Below are 14268 nucleotides of genomic sequence, written 5' to 3'. Positions count from 1 at the left end.
TCCCCCATCCCACCTCGTGCAACAGGGCGGGCATCATATCTATTCTATAAGGCTAATAAACGTTGGCTCACTGCCTCTCTGACAGGGGCAAATGAACGTCTATGTTCCATAATGGGTCCAAACTCCTTGAGTGCTGCCAAATGCTTAGCTGTCGGATACCCCTTATGGTCAGCAAAACCATACTGTGGGTATTTATCATGTAATATCAACATTTCTTGGTCGCGTGCTACTTTTGCCAAAATACTCGCCGCACTAATCGCAGGCACTAAGGCATCACCTTTCACAATCGCCTGTGCGGGATAGGTAAAAATTGGGGTTTTGTTACCATCAACCAATACAAAATCAGGATGAATGCTCAAGGCATTCACAGCACGCTGCATGGCCAACAAGGTTGCTTTTAAAATATTTAACTCATCGATTTCTAGACGTTCTGCTCGCCCTAAACTCCATGCCAGCGCATGGGTTTTAATGTCCTCGGCTAATGCTTCACGTTTTTTATCCGTCAACTTTTTGGAGTCTTTTAAGCCCTCAATCGGGCGATTGGGGTCAAGAATCACTGCTGCCGTCACTACTGCGCCCACTAAAGGGCCACGTCCTACTTCATCAACCCCTGCAATGAGTCGGTAGCGTTGAAAAATATCGGTTAATTCCATCAAGATGTTCTCATTGGATTGTTTATAAGTTTTAGAATAGCCTTTGCAGCCGTGACACTTCCATCCGCTTGTAATAAACGATGCAAGTCATCAAAACGCTGTTGTAACTGTTGAATGTGTTGCGGATGCTCTAACCACGCTTGACTAGCACGAGCGATATTCTCTGCGCTTGCTTGCTGCTGTACTAATTCAGGTACTAAGGCTTCATTAGCCAGTAAGTTGGGTAAACTAATAAAACGAGCATGGCTGAGTAGTTTAACAATTAAATAGGTTAACCAATGCAGTTTATAAACGACGACCATCGGTTTTTTTAGCAACATGGCCTCTAAGGTCGCTGTGCCAGAGGCCAATACCACGACATCCGCTGCCGCCATCACTAAACGGCCCACGCTTGCACCCATACTACTTGCGGTTAATACGGTGGCTTGCAAACCTGACTCAACTAATAAGGCTTCAATTTGTTGTTGGCGTAACCGATTAATAGCGGGAATGATAAATTGTGCCGTAGGATATTTTTTTTGTAATGCCAAACCTGCGGCAAATAGCGGCTCTGCTAAACGAGACACTTCCCCCCCGCGACTACCAGGCAATAGTGCAATCACAGGTTGATTAGTGCTTAATTGTAATTGCTGACGTGCTGCCTGCGTATCATTCTGTAAAGGCATACTGTCGGCTAAGGGATGCCCCACAAAGACCGCCTCTAATTGATGCTGGTCATAAAATTGTTTTTCGAATGGCAACAAACACAACATTAAATCAATGGCCGCCTTGATTTTATGAATACGACCTTGGCGCCACGCCCACACTGAAGGACTCACATAATGTACGGTTTTAATGCCTTGCGCTTTGAGTTTGGCAGCTAAGCCTATATTAAAATCAGGCGCATCAATACCAATAAAAACATCTACTTTTTCGGTCACAAATCGCTGTTCTAATTCGGCACGAATAGCAAATAATTCTTTGATACGACCTAAAACTTCCACCAACCCCATCACGGACAAACGCTCCATAGGAAACCATGTCTCCCCTCCTTCAGCAAGCATTTGACTCCCACAAATCCCGACAAAACGGGCATTAGGGTATTGTTGCTTTAAGACACGTATTAAACCTGCACCCAATGTATCACCCGATACCTCACCTGCTACTAAACCAAACACGAGGGGGCGCTGTGTTGTCTGCATATTATTTTCTCATCTTTTGAATGACTTATAGTGCTTCATTGAATGTCAATAACGCATGCTGTGCTAAGGCTTGCTGCTCGGTTTGACGGATATGTTGACAAAAAGCATCTATCGACCAACCTTTATGCTTTTTATGCGTATTTATGACTAACACAAATTCGACAATCATCGGTTTAGCCGAACTACGCACCGCACTGACGCGATAGCGTTTATGCGCATAACATAACAACTCTGTATGACCCCGTGCAAGCGCCAAGCTGACTAGACTTTCTAAACTAATTAGGCCTTCTGTGCTGTAACTTGCCAAAATAAAGTGTGCGTCTAGAACTGACAATAAATGGGCTAAGGCCTGTTCGGCTTCGCCACGGTAATTATAGGGGCTACGACGTTCAGTGCGCCAATCTTGACGAATCGCTGCTTTATTGCGGCCTTGAATTTTTTCACTGACTAAGGGCTTATCCCATAAAGTCAAACTATTCAACACATGGTAATTGCTACCATAGGCATGTTGATTGTACGGTGGGTCTAAGTAGGCAATATCGACTTTGATATTCGTTTGTGCCAGTTGTTGCGCCAAAATAAAACTGTCTAATTGATACACCTGATTAGCACGTTGATTATCATAAAATACGGCTTCTTTTAGTTCTAAGACCGACAAAATACGACTGAGTGCAGTTTTCGTTTTACCGCCCCAACCTTGATGAAAGGCCTTAAAAACGCCACTGGTATTACTGGTATAACTGGCTTGAAACAATAAGGGAGCAAGTAAACAGGCCTGCTCATAAGGGGTAATGAGTTGCGCTTGTTGCCACTGCTCTATTTGCTCACGCATGGCATCTAAACGCTGACCATTAAAGCGAGTAAAAAACATACGGTCGACGCGAATATCAAAATAGACATCGTGACTCGGACATAAATGCCGTGTTACCCAATCTTCTACAGGGTTTAAGGCATTTAAGTAGGCAATAACATTGTCATAACCGCCTAAATCCAGAAAATTAGGGGCATGATTGCATGCGATGTAACATTGATTGATGGCGGCTGAATACGGTTCCCAATCATTGGCCAAGACCCTAAACCCCATCCGTTTTGCCATACGCGAGACCACACCACTGCCTGCAAAAAGGTCTAAGAATGTGGCCTGACGCGGATTTATTTCTGTATATTGAATGGCCTCGGCTATCATGGTCAACAAGCGACGCTTGTTACCAATATAGGGAATTAATTGTTGAAAAACATACTCTTGCGTAGTGGCTGCCGCATGTGAGTCTTTATGATAATGAAACATAAGGCACAATCAGTGACAATATAGAAAATTCCGTCTCAATGCCGTGTGCCGATGAGCAAAACAATACTGACGGTGGGCTATAAATGATTTGCCAAGACAACAGACACATGACCGCTATAGCTAGCGGTCATCAGTGAGCACACAGACTAACGTGTAATCCCGCGTGTTGAGGCTTTGAGTGAATCAATAAATAATTGCACTTCGGGACACTGTGGCAAAATATCCTGTTCGAGCTGTTGAATTGCCACTTCTAAGGTTAAACCTTGACGATACACGACTTTATAGGCACGCTTTAACAACATAATGGTATCACTCGACCAACCGCGACGACGCATGCCTTCAAAATTCATGCCTGCAGCTTGTGCTGGGTTCCCTGACACCATAACAAAGGCTGGGATATCTTTTAAGACTAAACTGGCACCCCCCATCATCGCGTAAGAGCCAATTTGGCAGAACTGATGTACGCCTGTGTTACCACCGACAATGACACCGTCACCGACTTTGACGTGTCCTGCCAAACCTGCGTTATTGGCAAAAATACAGTTATCACCAACGATACAGTCGTGTGCAATATGTGTATTAACCATTAACCAATTATGACTACCAATACGTGTGATACTGTTATCTTGTACAGTACCTCGATGAATAGTGCAGTTTTCGCGGATGGTATTGTTATCGCCAATCTCTAAAAATGTACGCTCGCCTTTATATTTTTTATCTTGGCAATCTTCGCCAATGGTCGCAAATTGAAAGATACGGTTGTTTTTACCTAAGGTTGTTGCCCCTTTAATGACGACATGCGGGCCAATTTCACACCCAGAACCAATAACCACATCTGCACCAATAATCGTATAAGGACCGATGATGACATCGTCTGCAATTTGGGCATTACTATCAATAATCGCCGTTGGATGTATTGTCATTTATATTACCTGTTCGGCCACTAAAATATCTGCACTAGCCGCTAATTCATTACCGACCATCGCACGACATGAAAATTTATGAATATGACGCTTACTGGTGACAAACTCCGAATACAAGGTTAAGCAATCACCAGGAATGACTTGCCGCTTGAAGCGTGTATTGTCTGCACCCACAAACAAATAAATATGACCATCGGCTGGACGTTTGCCACTGGTCAAAAAGCCTAGAATACCTGACACTTGCGCCATGGCTTCTAAAATTAACATACCAGGCATGACGGGATGCTCTGGAAAATGGCCATTAAAGTATTCTTCGTTAATCGTGACGTTTTTATAGCCTTGCACTGAACGTCCTAGTTCAATGTCCGTCACTCTATCTATCAGTAAAAACGGATAACGATGGGGTAACAGCTCTTTGATTTGATCGGTATAAAGGGGTAATTGAATATTATCCGTCATGCTCGCTCTCATCTGCCTTTCACGCTGAAGACTCAAGCCCGCTATTATGCCTTGTTCAAGCCAACAAAACAGCAATTACTTCGTGTTTTCAGCGATTCAGTCCTACAGAGGCGCTATTTTATCCGCACTGATGCGCTATTTTTAGCGTATCAAACAGACGATTGATTGGCCGTTAGTTGCTTGACTAGAGTCTCTAACTCACGCACACGTTTGGCCATGTCGTCCAATTTTTTCAAACGTACCGCCATTTTTTTCCAATTATCGGTACTATCAAAGGCGGTTCCCGATGAATAACTGCCCGCTTTAGTAATGGATTTGGTAATCATCGTCATGCCCGTAATATGCACCTTATCGCAAATTTCGATATGGCCGACTAAACCTACCCCACCTGCTAACACACAATGAGCACCAATTTTACTACTGCCTGAAATACCACAACAGGCGGCAATAGCGGTATGTGCACCAATTTCGACGTTATGGGCAATTTGTACTTGATTATCAATGATTGCCCCTTGATGAATAATGGTGTCATCCAAGGCGCCACGGTCGATGGTGGTATTAGAACCAATATCGACATCATCATGTAATACGACCCGACCAATTTGGGCAATTTTATGCCAACGGCCTTGATGGGGGGCAAAACCAAAACCATCATCCCCTATCACTGCACCCGAATGAATCGTCACACGATTGCCCAACAGACAATCATGATGAATGACCGCATTGGCGCGAATGCGACACTGATTCCCCATCGTCACACGTGCACCAACTACCGCGCCTGACTCAATCATAGTCCCTGCGCCAATAACAGCGTCTTCGCCTATCACCGCACCTGCAGCAATACACGCTGTGGGGTCAATCGTGGCAGAGGCGGCAATGATTGCTTGTGGATGAATCCCCACTGTGGGGGTTGGCGTACGGTCAAAGTAATGCGTCAATTGTGCATAGGCTGCATAAGGACTTTTAACAATTAAGGCTTGCCCCTGATAAGTGCTTGCGTCATCTGCACTCAAGAGTACCGCTCCCGCTTGTGTACTCAACAAAGCGGATTTGTATAAGGGGTTAGCCAAAAAACTCAATTGGTGTGCTTGGGCACTTTTTAAGGTCGCCAAACCATGAATGCTATATTCGGGATTACCCTGAACTACGCCACCTACCAACTCGGCAATACGCGCTAAAGTCCATGTGGTCATTGCTGTTCTCTTAGACTCAATAAGCCCTAAAAAAGCCAATCACACAGGGACTGGCTCGGCTCGAATATGAATGCAGAAGGGATTACTTCATTGCATTTAATTTTTCAGTAATTTTTTTCGTTAAATCAACGGATGGGTCAGCAAAAATCACATTTTTCTTCTCAATGATAATGTCGATATTGCCTGCTTTTCTTAACTCTTCAACCACCGTTTCTGTTTTAGGAATCAAGGTTTTTAACATGTCATTTTGGACTTCTTGTGCGCGCTTTTGTAGTGCATCGGCTAAGGACTTAAATTCGGATAATTTCGCTTCTGCTTGTTTTTGCAATTCACGTTTATCTTTATCACTCATGACAGCCTGATTTTTTTGGAATTTTTCTTCTATGGCTGCAATATCTTTACGCAACTGGTCTAAACGGTCGCGTTGCGGTTTCATATCTGCATTTAACTTTTCAAATGTCTTTTTGGCAAAGTCACTCGCCAAAATAGCCGCTTGACTATCTGCTACGGCGGCATTACCTGCCATGACAGGCGTCGTCATTGCAGCCAACATTAAGGCCACTAAAGTGGATTTTATACGCATAACCCTCGCTCCTAACAATAAATGAACAGCCGCTTAAAATGGCTGACCAATGGTAAATTGAAATGTTTGTGTTTCATCTTCTGGCTGTTTATTCAGTGGCCGCGACAAACTAAACGATAACGGCCCAATTGCCGTTAACCAAGCAATCGAGACCCCTGCACTATAACGTAAATTTGTTAAATCAAAGTTATAGGGGTCTTCGTTACCAAAATACACCATGCCTGAATCCACAAAAAACACCGTACGTAACTGACGATTTTCGCGGGCAAAAGGTGTCGGTACAACAAGCTCCGCACTGTTTTCTACTAAGATATTTCCCCCTACCACTTCAGGGTCAGGGTCACCTGCATAGGCGGGACTGCGTGGGCCTAAGGTATTATCACGGTAACCACGTACCGAACCATAGCCGCCTGCAAAAAAGTGTTTGTAGAACGGTAAGTTATCACCATAACCCAAATCCGTTCTTAAACGTAAACTGACATCGTCACTGAGAGGAAAATAGACTTGGCCACTATACGATAACTTCAGATAGCTGACATCACTGCCTGGCATGGCAAAGTCTAAGCCAACACGTTGAGATGCCCCTCGGTCTGCAAATACGCCTCGGTTTAGGGTGCTATAGTTCCAAGAGACAGAGCCTGTATAACTGTTAATGGTATTTCCTTCAGACTTGACAAAATTTTGTACTAACTGTGAGGCCAAGGTACCTGTTGTAATATCCGTTTGGTCAAAACCGAGTGCCAAACTAATGCTTTTAGTTTCATCAATGGGATAACCAAAGGTTAAACTTGCACCTTTGGAATCCGTGACATATCGGCTGACATTAAGACTGTCAAACTTGGTTTTTTTATAATAAATGTTATACCCACGGCTAATACCATCTAGGGTAAAGTACGGGTCAAGAAAGGCCAAATTATACGAGTCACTGGTATCGGAGCGATTCAAATTCACCGATACCCGATTACCTGTGCCCAAAAAGTTATTTTGACTCACACCCAAACTAAAAATCATCCCTGCACCTTGGGAATAGCCCAAACTGGCTGTTAATGTGCCTGACGGCTGCTCTTCTACCGTCACATTAACATCGACTTGGTCTGGCGTATTGGCGACTTTAGGCGTTTCAACATTCACATCCTTAAAAAAACCTAAGCGTTGCAAACGTAACTTAGATAAATCAATTTTATCGGTAGAGACTAATGCCCCTTCAAATTGGCGCATTTCTCGACGTAAAACATGGTCATCCGTTTTCACGTTTCCTTTGAAGTTAATCCGACGTACATAGGTTTTTTTAGCAGGATTGACATAAAAATTGAGATTGACTGTTTTAGTGGTGTCATCAATTTCAGGAATGGGATTGATTTCGGCAAATAAATAACCATCCGTCCCCAAACGATGACGCATTAACTTGGTGGTGGCTGTGACCAGTTGTTGCGAATACGTTGAACCCGTTTTGACCAACAATAACTTTTTCAAATCGTCTTCGGGCACAACTAAATCGCCCAAAATTTTGCTAGTGCCAAAGTTATATTTATCGCCCTCACTGATACTGATATCAATAAAGACATTTTTTTTGTCTGGACTCAACGTGACTTGATTGGAGTTAATGGTAAAATTGATGTAGCCCCTATCAAGGTAATAAGAACGTAAACTTTCTAAATCCCCTGCGAGTTTTTCCTTGGCATACTTGTCGTCATTTTTGAAAAAAGAGGTGAAATGGGTCGTTTTAAGCTGAAAAAAATCGAGTAAGTCTTTTTCACTAAAGGCCTGATTACCGACAATATTAATGGCTTTAATTTTGGCCGAATTTCCTTCGTCGATTTTAATATCGACGGCAACACGATTACGTGGTTTAGGCGTATTAGTGACGGTAATGGAGGCATCGTAACGGCCTTGACTAAAATATTGACGCTCTAGCTCTCCTTTAATGTGGTCTAAGGTAGCGCGCTTTAAGACTTCGCCTTCGGTGAGTCCTGCATCTTTCAATGCTTTCATCAAGGTATCCGTATCAATGGCTTTATTGCCATCGATTTTGATGGTCGCAATTGCGGGACGCTCAACCAATTGAATAATCAAGACATCATTTTCTTTCGCAATACTGACATCTTCAAAGTTGCCTGTTTTGAATAAGGCACGAATCGCTTGACTAATTTTATCGTCATTGACCTGCTCACCGTTATTGATGGGTAATTGTGCATAAACACTGGCAGGTGACACTCGCATTAAACCTTCTAAACGAATATCTTTGACCACAAAGTCATCGGCAGAGGCATTAGCAGCGCATACAAAACCTACAGCGATAGTCGAAAGCCGTTTAAGCATAAAAAATTCCACTAGCCAAATAAGCGGCTTAAATCATTAAAAATTGCTAGAAACATTAAACAGCCCATGATGGCGAAACCAATTTTCAAACCAACTTGCTGAACAGATTCAGATAAAGGACGACCAAGCACACCTTCAATGGCGTAATACACTAAATGGCCTCCGTCTAAAATAGGAATAGGTAATAAGTTCAGTACCCCTAAGCTCACACTGAGCAAGGCCATAAAACCAATCATCGCTTGCCAGCCAATATCTGCGGTATGCCCTGCCACTTTGGCAATGGTAATTGGCCCACTCAGGTTATCCAAACCAATTAAACCAATAATCATTTTCCCTAATGAGCTGACGGTCATGACAATTAAGTCATAGGTTTTATCACAAGCTCTGACAAACGCACTGAACAGGTTATAGTCCTGTTTTTGAATATATGCAGGGGGAATGTTAATGGGCTGTTGCTTTAAGCCAATACCCAATTTTCCTTCTTTATGTCCTAGCTCATCACGCTCCATACGCGGGGTGAGTGATAAGGTCAGTTGTTGACCATGACGCTCAATGGTCGCGCTAAAGGACTTTTCGGGATGTGTACGGACAATCTCAACAAAATCTTGCCATGTTTTGATGGGCTGTTGATTGGCAACAAGGATTTTATCACCCGTTTGTAAGCCTTGTTTGGCAGCAGCACCGTCAGCAACGACCTCACCAATAATCGGCTCTAGCGGCGGTTGATATGGCGTAAAACCCAGTGCGGTAATGGGGTCTTGATTGGGCGTATTGAGATAATTACGAATCGGTACGTTGATGATTTGGCTCTGTGTGGCATGATTAGACTCCACCGTGAGCTGAACATGACCTGTTTCACCGATATGTTTTACCAACGCATAGGTGATGCCTTCCCAGTCTGACAGAGGTTTACCATCGACCGCAACAATATGGTCACCCACTTGTAAACCTGCAACCGCTGCGGGCGTGTTAGGTTTTACTGAACCAACGATAGTTTTGAGATGCTCCTCACCTTGTAAAAACAATACCCAAAACAATAAGACGGCGAAGGCCAAGTTAATCAGTGGGCCTGCCGCAACAATCGCCATACGCGCTAAGACGGGCTGACGGTTAAAGGCGTAAGGAATATCAGCTACAGGCACTTCCCCTTCACGCTCATCCACCATACGCACAAATCCGCCTAACGGGATGGCAGCGAGCTGATAATCTACACCGTCTTTACCTCGCCACTTGGCTAAGGCAGGACCAAAACCAATCGAAAAGGTTAATACTTTAACACCACAACGACGTGCCACCCAGAAATGCCCAAATTCATGAATCGCAATTAATGGGCCTAACACAATAATGGCAGCAATAATAATTTGCAGAATACCCATACATTACACCACTAATAACGAGAAAGTGCACGCTGTGCAAGTTGCCGTGCTTGTTCATCGGCTGCGAGAATTGTCTCTAAGTTATCAGCAGGACTCATTGGCAATTGTGTAAGTACCGTCTCAATTAACTGTGGAATTGCAATAAAAGGTAACTGTTCGTTCAAAAAGGCAGCAACGGCTACTTCATTGGCGGCGTTCAAAATCGCAGGTGTGGTACCGCCCTGCTGCATCGCTTGTCTAGCCAACGCCAAACAGGGAAAACGCTGTTCATCAGGCGGATAGAATTGCAAATGGTGCTGACACAAATCCAGCGCCGAAACCCCCGCTTGAATCCGTTCGGGAAAGGCTAAGGCATTGGCAATCGGTGTCCGCATATCAGGATTACCTAATTGTGCCAATGTCGAGCCATCGACGTACTGAACGAGGGAGTGAATAATACTCTGTGGATGAATAACAATCTGTACTTGTTCTGGACGGGCATTAAACAACCAACAGGCCTCAATAAACTCTAAGCCTTTATTCATCAGCGTGGCCGAGTCAACGGAAATTTTACGTCCCATCACCCAATTTGGATGTTTACAGGCTTGTTCGGGCGTCACAGCCGCTAATTGTGCCATAGTGAATTGACGAAAAGGACCACCCGAAGCGGTCAATAAAATGCGTTCGACACCGACCTGTGTCAAGCCCTGCCCATAGTGGGCGGGTAAACACTGAAAAATGGCGTTGTGTTCAGAGTCGATGGGTAATAAGGTCGCTTTCGCCTCTTGGACAGCGCGCATAAATAACGCACCTGCCATCACTAAGGCTTCTTTATTGGCCAGCAAGACTCGCTTTCCTGCATGTACTGCCGCCAGCGTTGGCAATAAGCCTGCCGCCCCTACAATCGCCGCCATCACGGTGTCGCATTCTGCATGACTAGCGACATAAGCCAAAGCGTCTGTCCCAGCTAAGATTTCGGTGCCTTGATAATGTAATAAAGCCGCCAGTTTAGAAATGTCTGCTGCCTGCTGAACCACCGCATAACGTGGTTGATAGCGGAGGCATAAGCGTGCTAATTCCTCAATACGTTGATGTGCAGTTAAGGCAAAAACACGGTAACGCTCAGGATGTAAGTCAATGACGGCTAAGGTACTTTGGCCTATAGAGCCAGTAGCACCTAAAATAGTAATTTGTTGCATCACTTAGAAGCCTCCAGCCACCCACCAGCCTAAGGCAAATAAAGGTGCTGCGGCAGTTAAACTATCAATACGGTCTAACGCACCCCCATGACCTGGAAAAATATTGCCTGAATCTTTAACGCCTGCCTGACGTTTAACCATCGACTCCAGCAAATCCCCCATCACCGATGCCAGTACCGTCAACAAGGACAACCCCACAAAAGCAGCAAACTTCATGGCATTCAAATCACGAGAGATAGCCACAGCGACAATAATCATTGTGGTCAATATCACGCCACCGATAAAACCTTCGACCGTTTTACCAGGACTGACTTTGGGAGCTAATTTGTGTTTACCAAAACGTCGGCCAGCAAAATACGCGCCTGTATCTGCTCCCCAAACGAGGACAAACACATACATCAACCACAGTGGTGATTCTTGATGTAAGTAACACAATGCTGTCCATGCAGGAATCAATAAAATGAGACCAGACGGTACTAAAATCGGCGTTTTTGCCCAGAATCGTGCAGATTCCGGATAAAAAATGACAGCACGCACAGCAATCAACCAAAAGCCAACCGATACGGCATAGAGCACAGGTTGCAAATGCTTCAAATGTGGCAGACTCATAGCCACTAATCCGATGGCTACAACCCCTGTAAACAAAGCACGCGCGATAGGCTGCTGCCATGCCATCAAGGCCGTCCACTCCCATGCACCAACTAATACAATTGCGCCTGCAAAGGCTGCAAACGCATGCGTTCCTTGGGCAAAAAATACGCACCAAATGACGATAGGCACTAAAATCAGTGCAGTGATTATCCGTTCTTTAAGCATGATGAGCCTCTACCTGTGCACTGGTTCGACCAAAACGACGCTGACGCTGTGCATATTCCTGAAGTGCCGTATCTAATGCCGACTCATTAAAGTCTGGCCATAATAAATCGCTAAAATAATATTCTGCATAGGCTGCTTGCCATAGAAGAAAATTACTAATTCGTAAATCCCCACCTGTACGAATCAATAAATCGACTGGCGGCAAGTCGTGTATTTGAATATGCTGTTGATAATACTGCTGAAAATTCTCAAAGGACATCGCTTGTGGGTTAATTTGCCCTTGTTGTACTTGCAATGCTAACTGATAAGCCGCATGCGCCATGTCCCACTGACCACCATAACTCACGGCAATCACCAAGGTCATGCCAGTATTGGCAGCTGTTTTTTGTTCGGCATTCACCATCCCTTGTTGTAATAAGGGCGAAAAACGTTGACGGTCGCCCATAAAACGAACACGCAAGTTATTTTTATGTAACTCTGCTACCCGTTTGTCTAAGGCATGAACAAATAAACGCATCAATAAACCGACTTCTTGTTCGGGTCGTCGCCAATTTTCACTGGAAAAGGCGAATACCGTAAGTACGTCTATCTGTCGACGCGCTGCATGTTCGACAATCGCTTGCAGCGCGCTTTCGCCTGCTTTATGGCCTGCGCCCCCCATCAAACCTTTGGCTTTCGCCCAACGATTATTTCCATCCATGATAATCGCAATATGTTTGGGTAACTTGCCACTATGGCTATCAATATCGGGCGCAATACTCACAAAACTAATCCTTAATAATAGGCAATGAGGGTCAGCATCATGTCGACTTATGGTCATTAGCCAACCATGAGACGCAGATGCTGAAAGGATGTTTATACTTGCATTAATTCGGCTTCTTTAGCTTGTAAAGCTTTTTCAATTTCCGCAATAAACTTGTCAGTGATTTTTTGGATATCTTCACTGGCACGACGCTCCTCATCCTCAGAAATTTCCTTTTCTTTTAAGAGTTCTTTGATGTCGGCTAAGACATCACGGCGAATATTACGTACCGCTACACGGCCATTTTCAGCCTCTGCCCGTGCAGTTTTTTGCATATTACGGCGTGTTTCTTCGGTGAGTGGCGGCAGTGGAATACGAATTACATCACCTGTCATCGGGTTTAAGCCCAAATCTGAGTTACGAATGGCTTTATCAATGGCCTGAATCATAGAGCGCTCATAAGGCTGCACCACTAATGTCCGCGCATCTTCCACCCCGACATTGGCCACCTGATTTAAGGGGGTATCCATGCCATAATAGGGTACCATCACATCTTTTAAGATAGCAGGATGGGCACGACCTGTACGCACTCTCATAAAGGCTTGGTCTAAGGCCTCTACACTTTTTCTCATACGGACTTCGCAGTCCTTTTTTAAGTCATTTATCATGTCAAACTCCTTAGCGTGGCTGTTTACCGATGAGGGTGCCTTCGGTATGGCCAAAAATTAAATTCAATAATGCGCCCTGTTTATTCATATCAAACACACGCAAGGGCATATTTTGGTCACGACATAAACAAATAGCGGTGAGGTCCATCACCCCTAATTTTTTCTCTAACACTTCGTCAAACGTTAAATAGTCATATTTAACAGCCGTTGGGTCTTTCATGGGGTCAGCATTATAAACACCGTCTACTTTGGTTGCTTTAATCACTACATTGGCGTTAATTTCAATGCCACGTAAACAAGCAGCTGTGTCGGTGGTAAAAAAAGGATTCCCCGTACCCGCAACAAAAATACAGACATCGCCACTTTGTAAAGCACGTGTAGCTGCCCGACGGTCATAGTGGTCAACCACGCCACTCATTGGAATGGCAGACATGACACGGGTTTTAATATTGTTACGCTCAAGCGCATCACGCATGGCGAGACCGTTCATCACCGTCGCTAACATGCCCATATGGTCGCCTGCTACACGGTCTAAACCTGCGGCTTGTAAAGCTGCGCCACGAAATAAGTTACCGCCCCCCAGTACAATCCCGACTTCTACCCCTATCCCTACTAATTGACCTATTTCTAAGGCCATACGACTGAGCACTTTAGGGTCAATCCCCATATCTGCATCACCCGCAAGCGCCTCACCAGAAAGCTTTAACAAGATACGTTGATAAGCAGGACGGCGTTCGACCATGAGAGTCTCCTTTGGCGCTAAGAAAAGGGTTAAACAATTTATTCTACTGCTCTATGACCTGAGTCTGTATTGTCATGACAGACGCCACTTGAGGGCAGTTTGAAGCCAATGAGTCACGACATAATACGTCAAGCCTTAGCTCATAAC

Annotated in this window: 14 protein-coding genes; all 14 read right to left on the bottom strand. The window is 44.5% G+C overall.

All coding sequences use genetic code 11. From position 1 onward, the window contains the following. Positions 1 to 44: 44 nt before the first annotated feature. Positions 45 to 653, bottom strand: a complete 609-nt coding sequence (rnhB, locus tag C8N29_RS04080; RefSeq protein ID WP_107864768.1) for a ribonuclease HII — start codon at positions 651 to 653, stop codon at positions 45 to 47. Beyond that, on the bottom strand, positions 653 to 1834 hold the full coding sequence (lpxB, locus tag C8N29_RS04075) for a lipid-A-disaccharide synthase (protein ID WP_107864767.1): 1182 nt from the start codon (positions 1832 to 1834) through the stop codon (positions 653 to 655). Before lpxB ends, rnhB begins: the two co-directional genes overlap by 1 nt. A 25-nt stretch (positions 1835 to 1859) precedes the next feature. Further along, a complete protein-coding gene (locus C8N29_RS04070; RefSeq protein WP_107864766.1) occupies positions 1860 to 3122 on the bottom strand; it encodes a DNA adenine methylase in 1263 nt (420 codons plus the stop codon). 146 nt (positions 3123 to 3268) lie between these two features. Next, entirely contained in the window at positions 3269 to 4045 is a 777-nt protein-coding gene (lpxA, locus tag C8N29_RS04065; RefSeq protein WP_107864765.1) for an acyl-ACP--UDP-N-acetylglucosamine O-acyltransferase, read from the bottom strand. Further along, entirely contained in the window at positions 4046 to 4504 is a 459-nt protein-coding gene (gene fabZ / locus C8N29_RS04060) for a 3-hydroxyacyl-ACP dehydratase FabZ (protein WP_107864764.1), read from the bottom strand. A gap of 149 nt (positions 4505 to 4653) precedes the next feature. Beyond that, positions 4654 to 5697, bottom strand: coding sequence for a UDP-3-O-(3-hydroxymyristoyl)glucosamine N-acyltransferase (gene lpxD, locus C8N29_RS04055; RefSeq protein ID WP_107864763.1), 1044 nt, complete (start codon positions 5695 to 5697; stop codon positions 4654 to 4656). 82 nt (positions 5698 to 5779) lie between these two features. Beyond that, a complete protein-coding gene (locus C8N29_RS04050) occupies positions 5780 to 6280 on the bottom strand; it encodes an OmpH/Skp family outer membrane protein (protein WP_107864762.1) in 501 nt (166 codons plus the stop codon). A 33-nt stretch (positions 6281 to 6313) separates the two neighbouring features. Continuing rightward, the gene (bamA, locus tag C8N29_RS04045; protein ID WP_107864761.1) at positions 6314 to 8599 is read right to left on the bottom strand and encodes an outer membrane protein assembly factor BamA; all 2286 of its coding nucleotides are present in this window, start codon (positions 8597 to 8599) and stop codon (positions 6314 to 6316) included. An 11-nt stretch (positions 8600 to 8610) separates the two neighbouring features. Further along, positions 8611 to 9975: an RIP metalloprotease RseP gene (rseP, locus tag C8N29_RS04040; RefSeq protein ID WP_107864760.1), complete on the bottom strand. Its 1365-nt coding sequence runs from the start codon at positions 9973 to 9975 to the stop codon at positions 8611 to 8613. A gap of 11 nt (positions 9976 to 9986) precedes the next feature. Beyond that, the gene (gene ispC / locus C8N29_RS04035; RefSeq protein ID WP_239986955.1) at positions 9987 to 11156 is read right to left on the bottom strand and encodes a 1-deoxy-D-xylulose-5-phosphate reductoisomerase; all 1170 of its coding nucleotides are present in this window, start codon (positions 11154 to 11156) and stop codon (positions 9987 to 9989) included. Continuing rightward, positions 11157 to 11969 carry a phosphatidate cytidylyltransferase gene (locus tag C8N29_RS04030; protein ID WP_107864759.1) on the bottom strand — a complete coding sequence of 271 codons (813 nt, stop codon included), beginning with the start codon at positions 11967 to 11969 and terminating at the stop codon, positions 11157 to 11159. Further along, positions 11962 to 12732 (bottom strand): polyprenyl diphosphate synthase, encoded by a 771-nt coding sequence (uppS, locus tag C8N29_RS04025; protein ID WP_275656196.1) that lies wholly within the window; start codon positions 12730 to 12732, stop codon positions 11962 to 11964. The genes C8N29_RS04030 and uppS overlap by 8 nt, the downstream gene beginning before the upstream one ends. Positions 12733 to 12824: 92 nt before the next feature. Then, positions 12825 to 13379, bottom strand: coding sequence for a ribosome recycling factor (frr, locus tag C8N29_RS04020; protein ID WP_107864757.1), 555 nt, complete (start codon positions 13377 to 13379; stop codon positions 12825 to 12827). Between the two features lie 10 nt (positions 13380 to 13389). Beyond that, the gene (gene pyrH, locus C8N29_RS04015; protein WP_107864756.1) at positions 13390 to 14121 is read right to left on the bottom strand and encodes a UMP kinase; all 732 of its coding nucleotides are present in this window, start codon (positions 14119 to 14121) and stop codon (positions 13390 to 13392) included. Positions 14122 to 14268: the final 147 nt, after the last annotated feature.

It is taken from the genome of Agitococcus lubricus (assembly GCF_003051055.1).
Lineage (GTDB): Bacteria > Pseudomonadota > Gammaproteobacteria > Pseudomonadales > Moraxellaceae > Agitococcus > Agitococcus lubricus.
The sequence above is the reverse complement of the archived record's forward strand: the minus strand, read 5'-3'. Positions and strand labels throughout refer to the sequence as shown.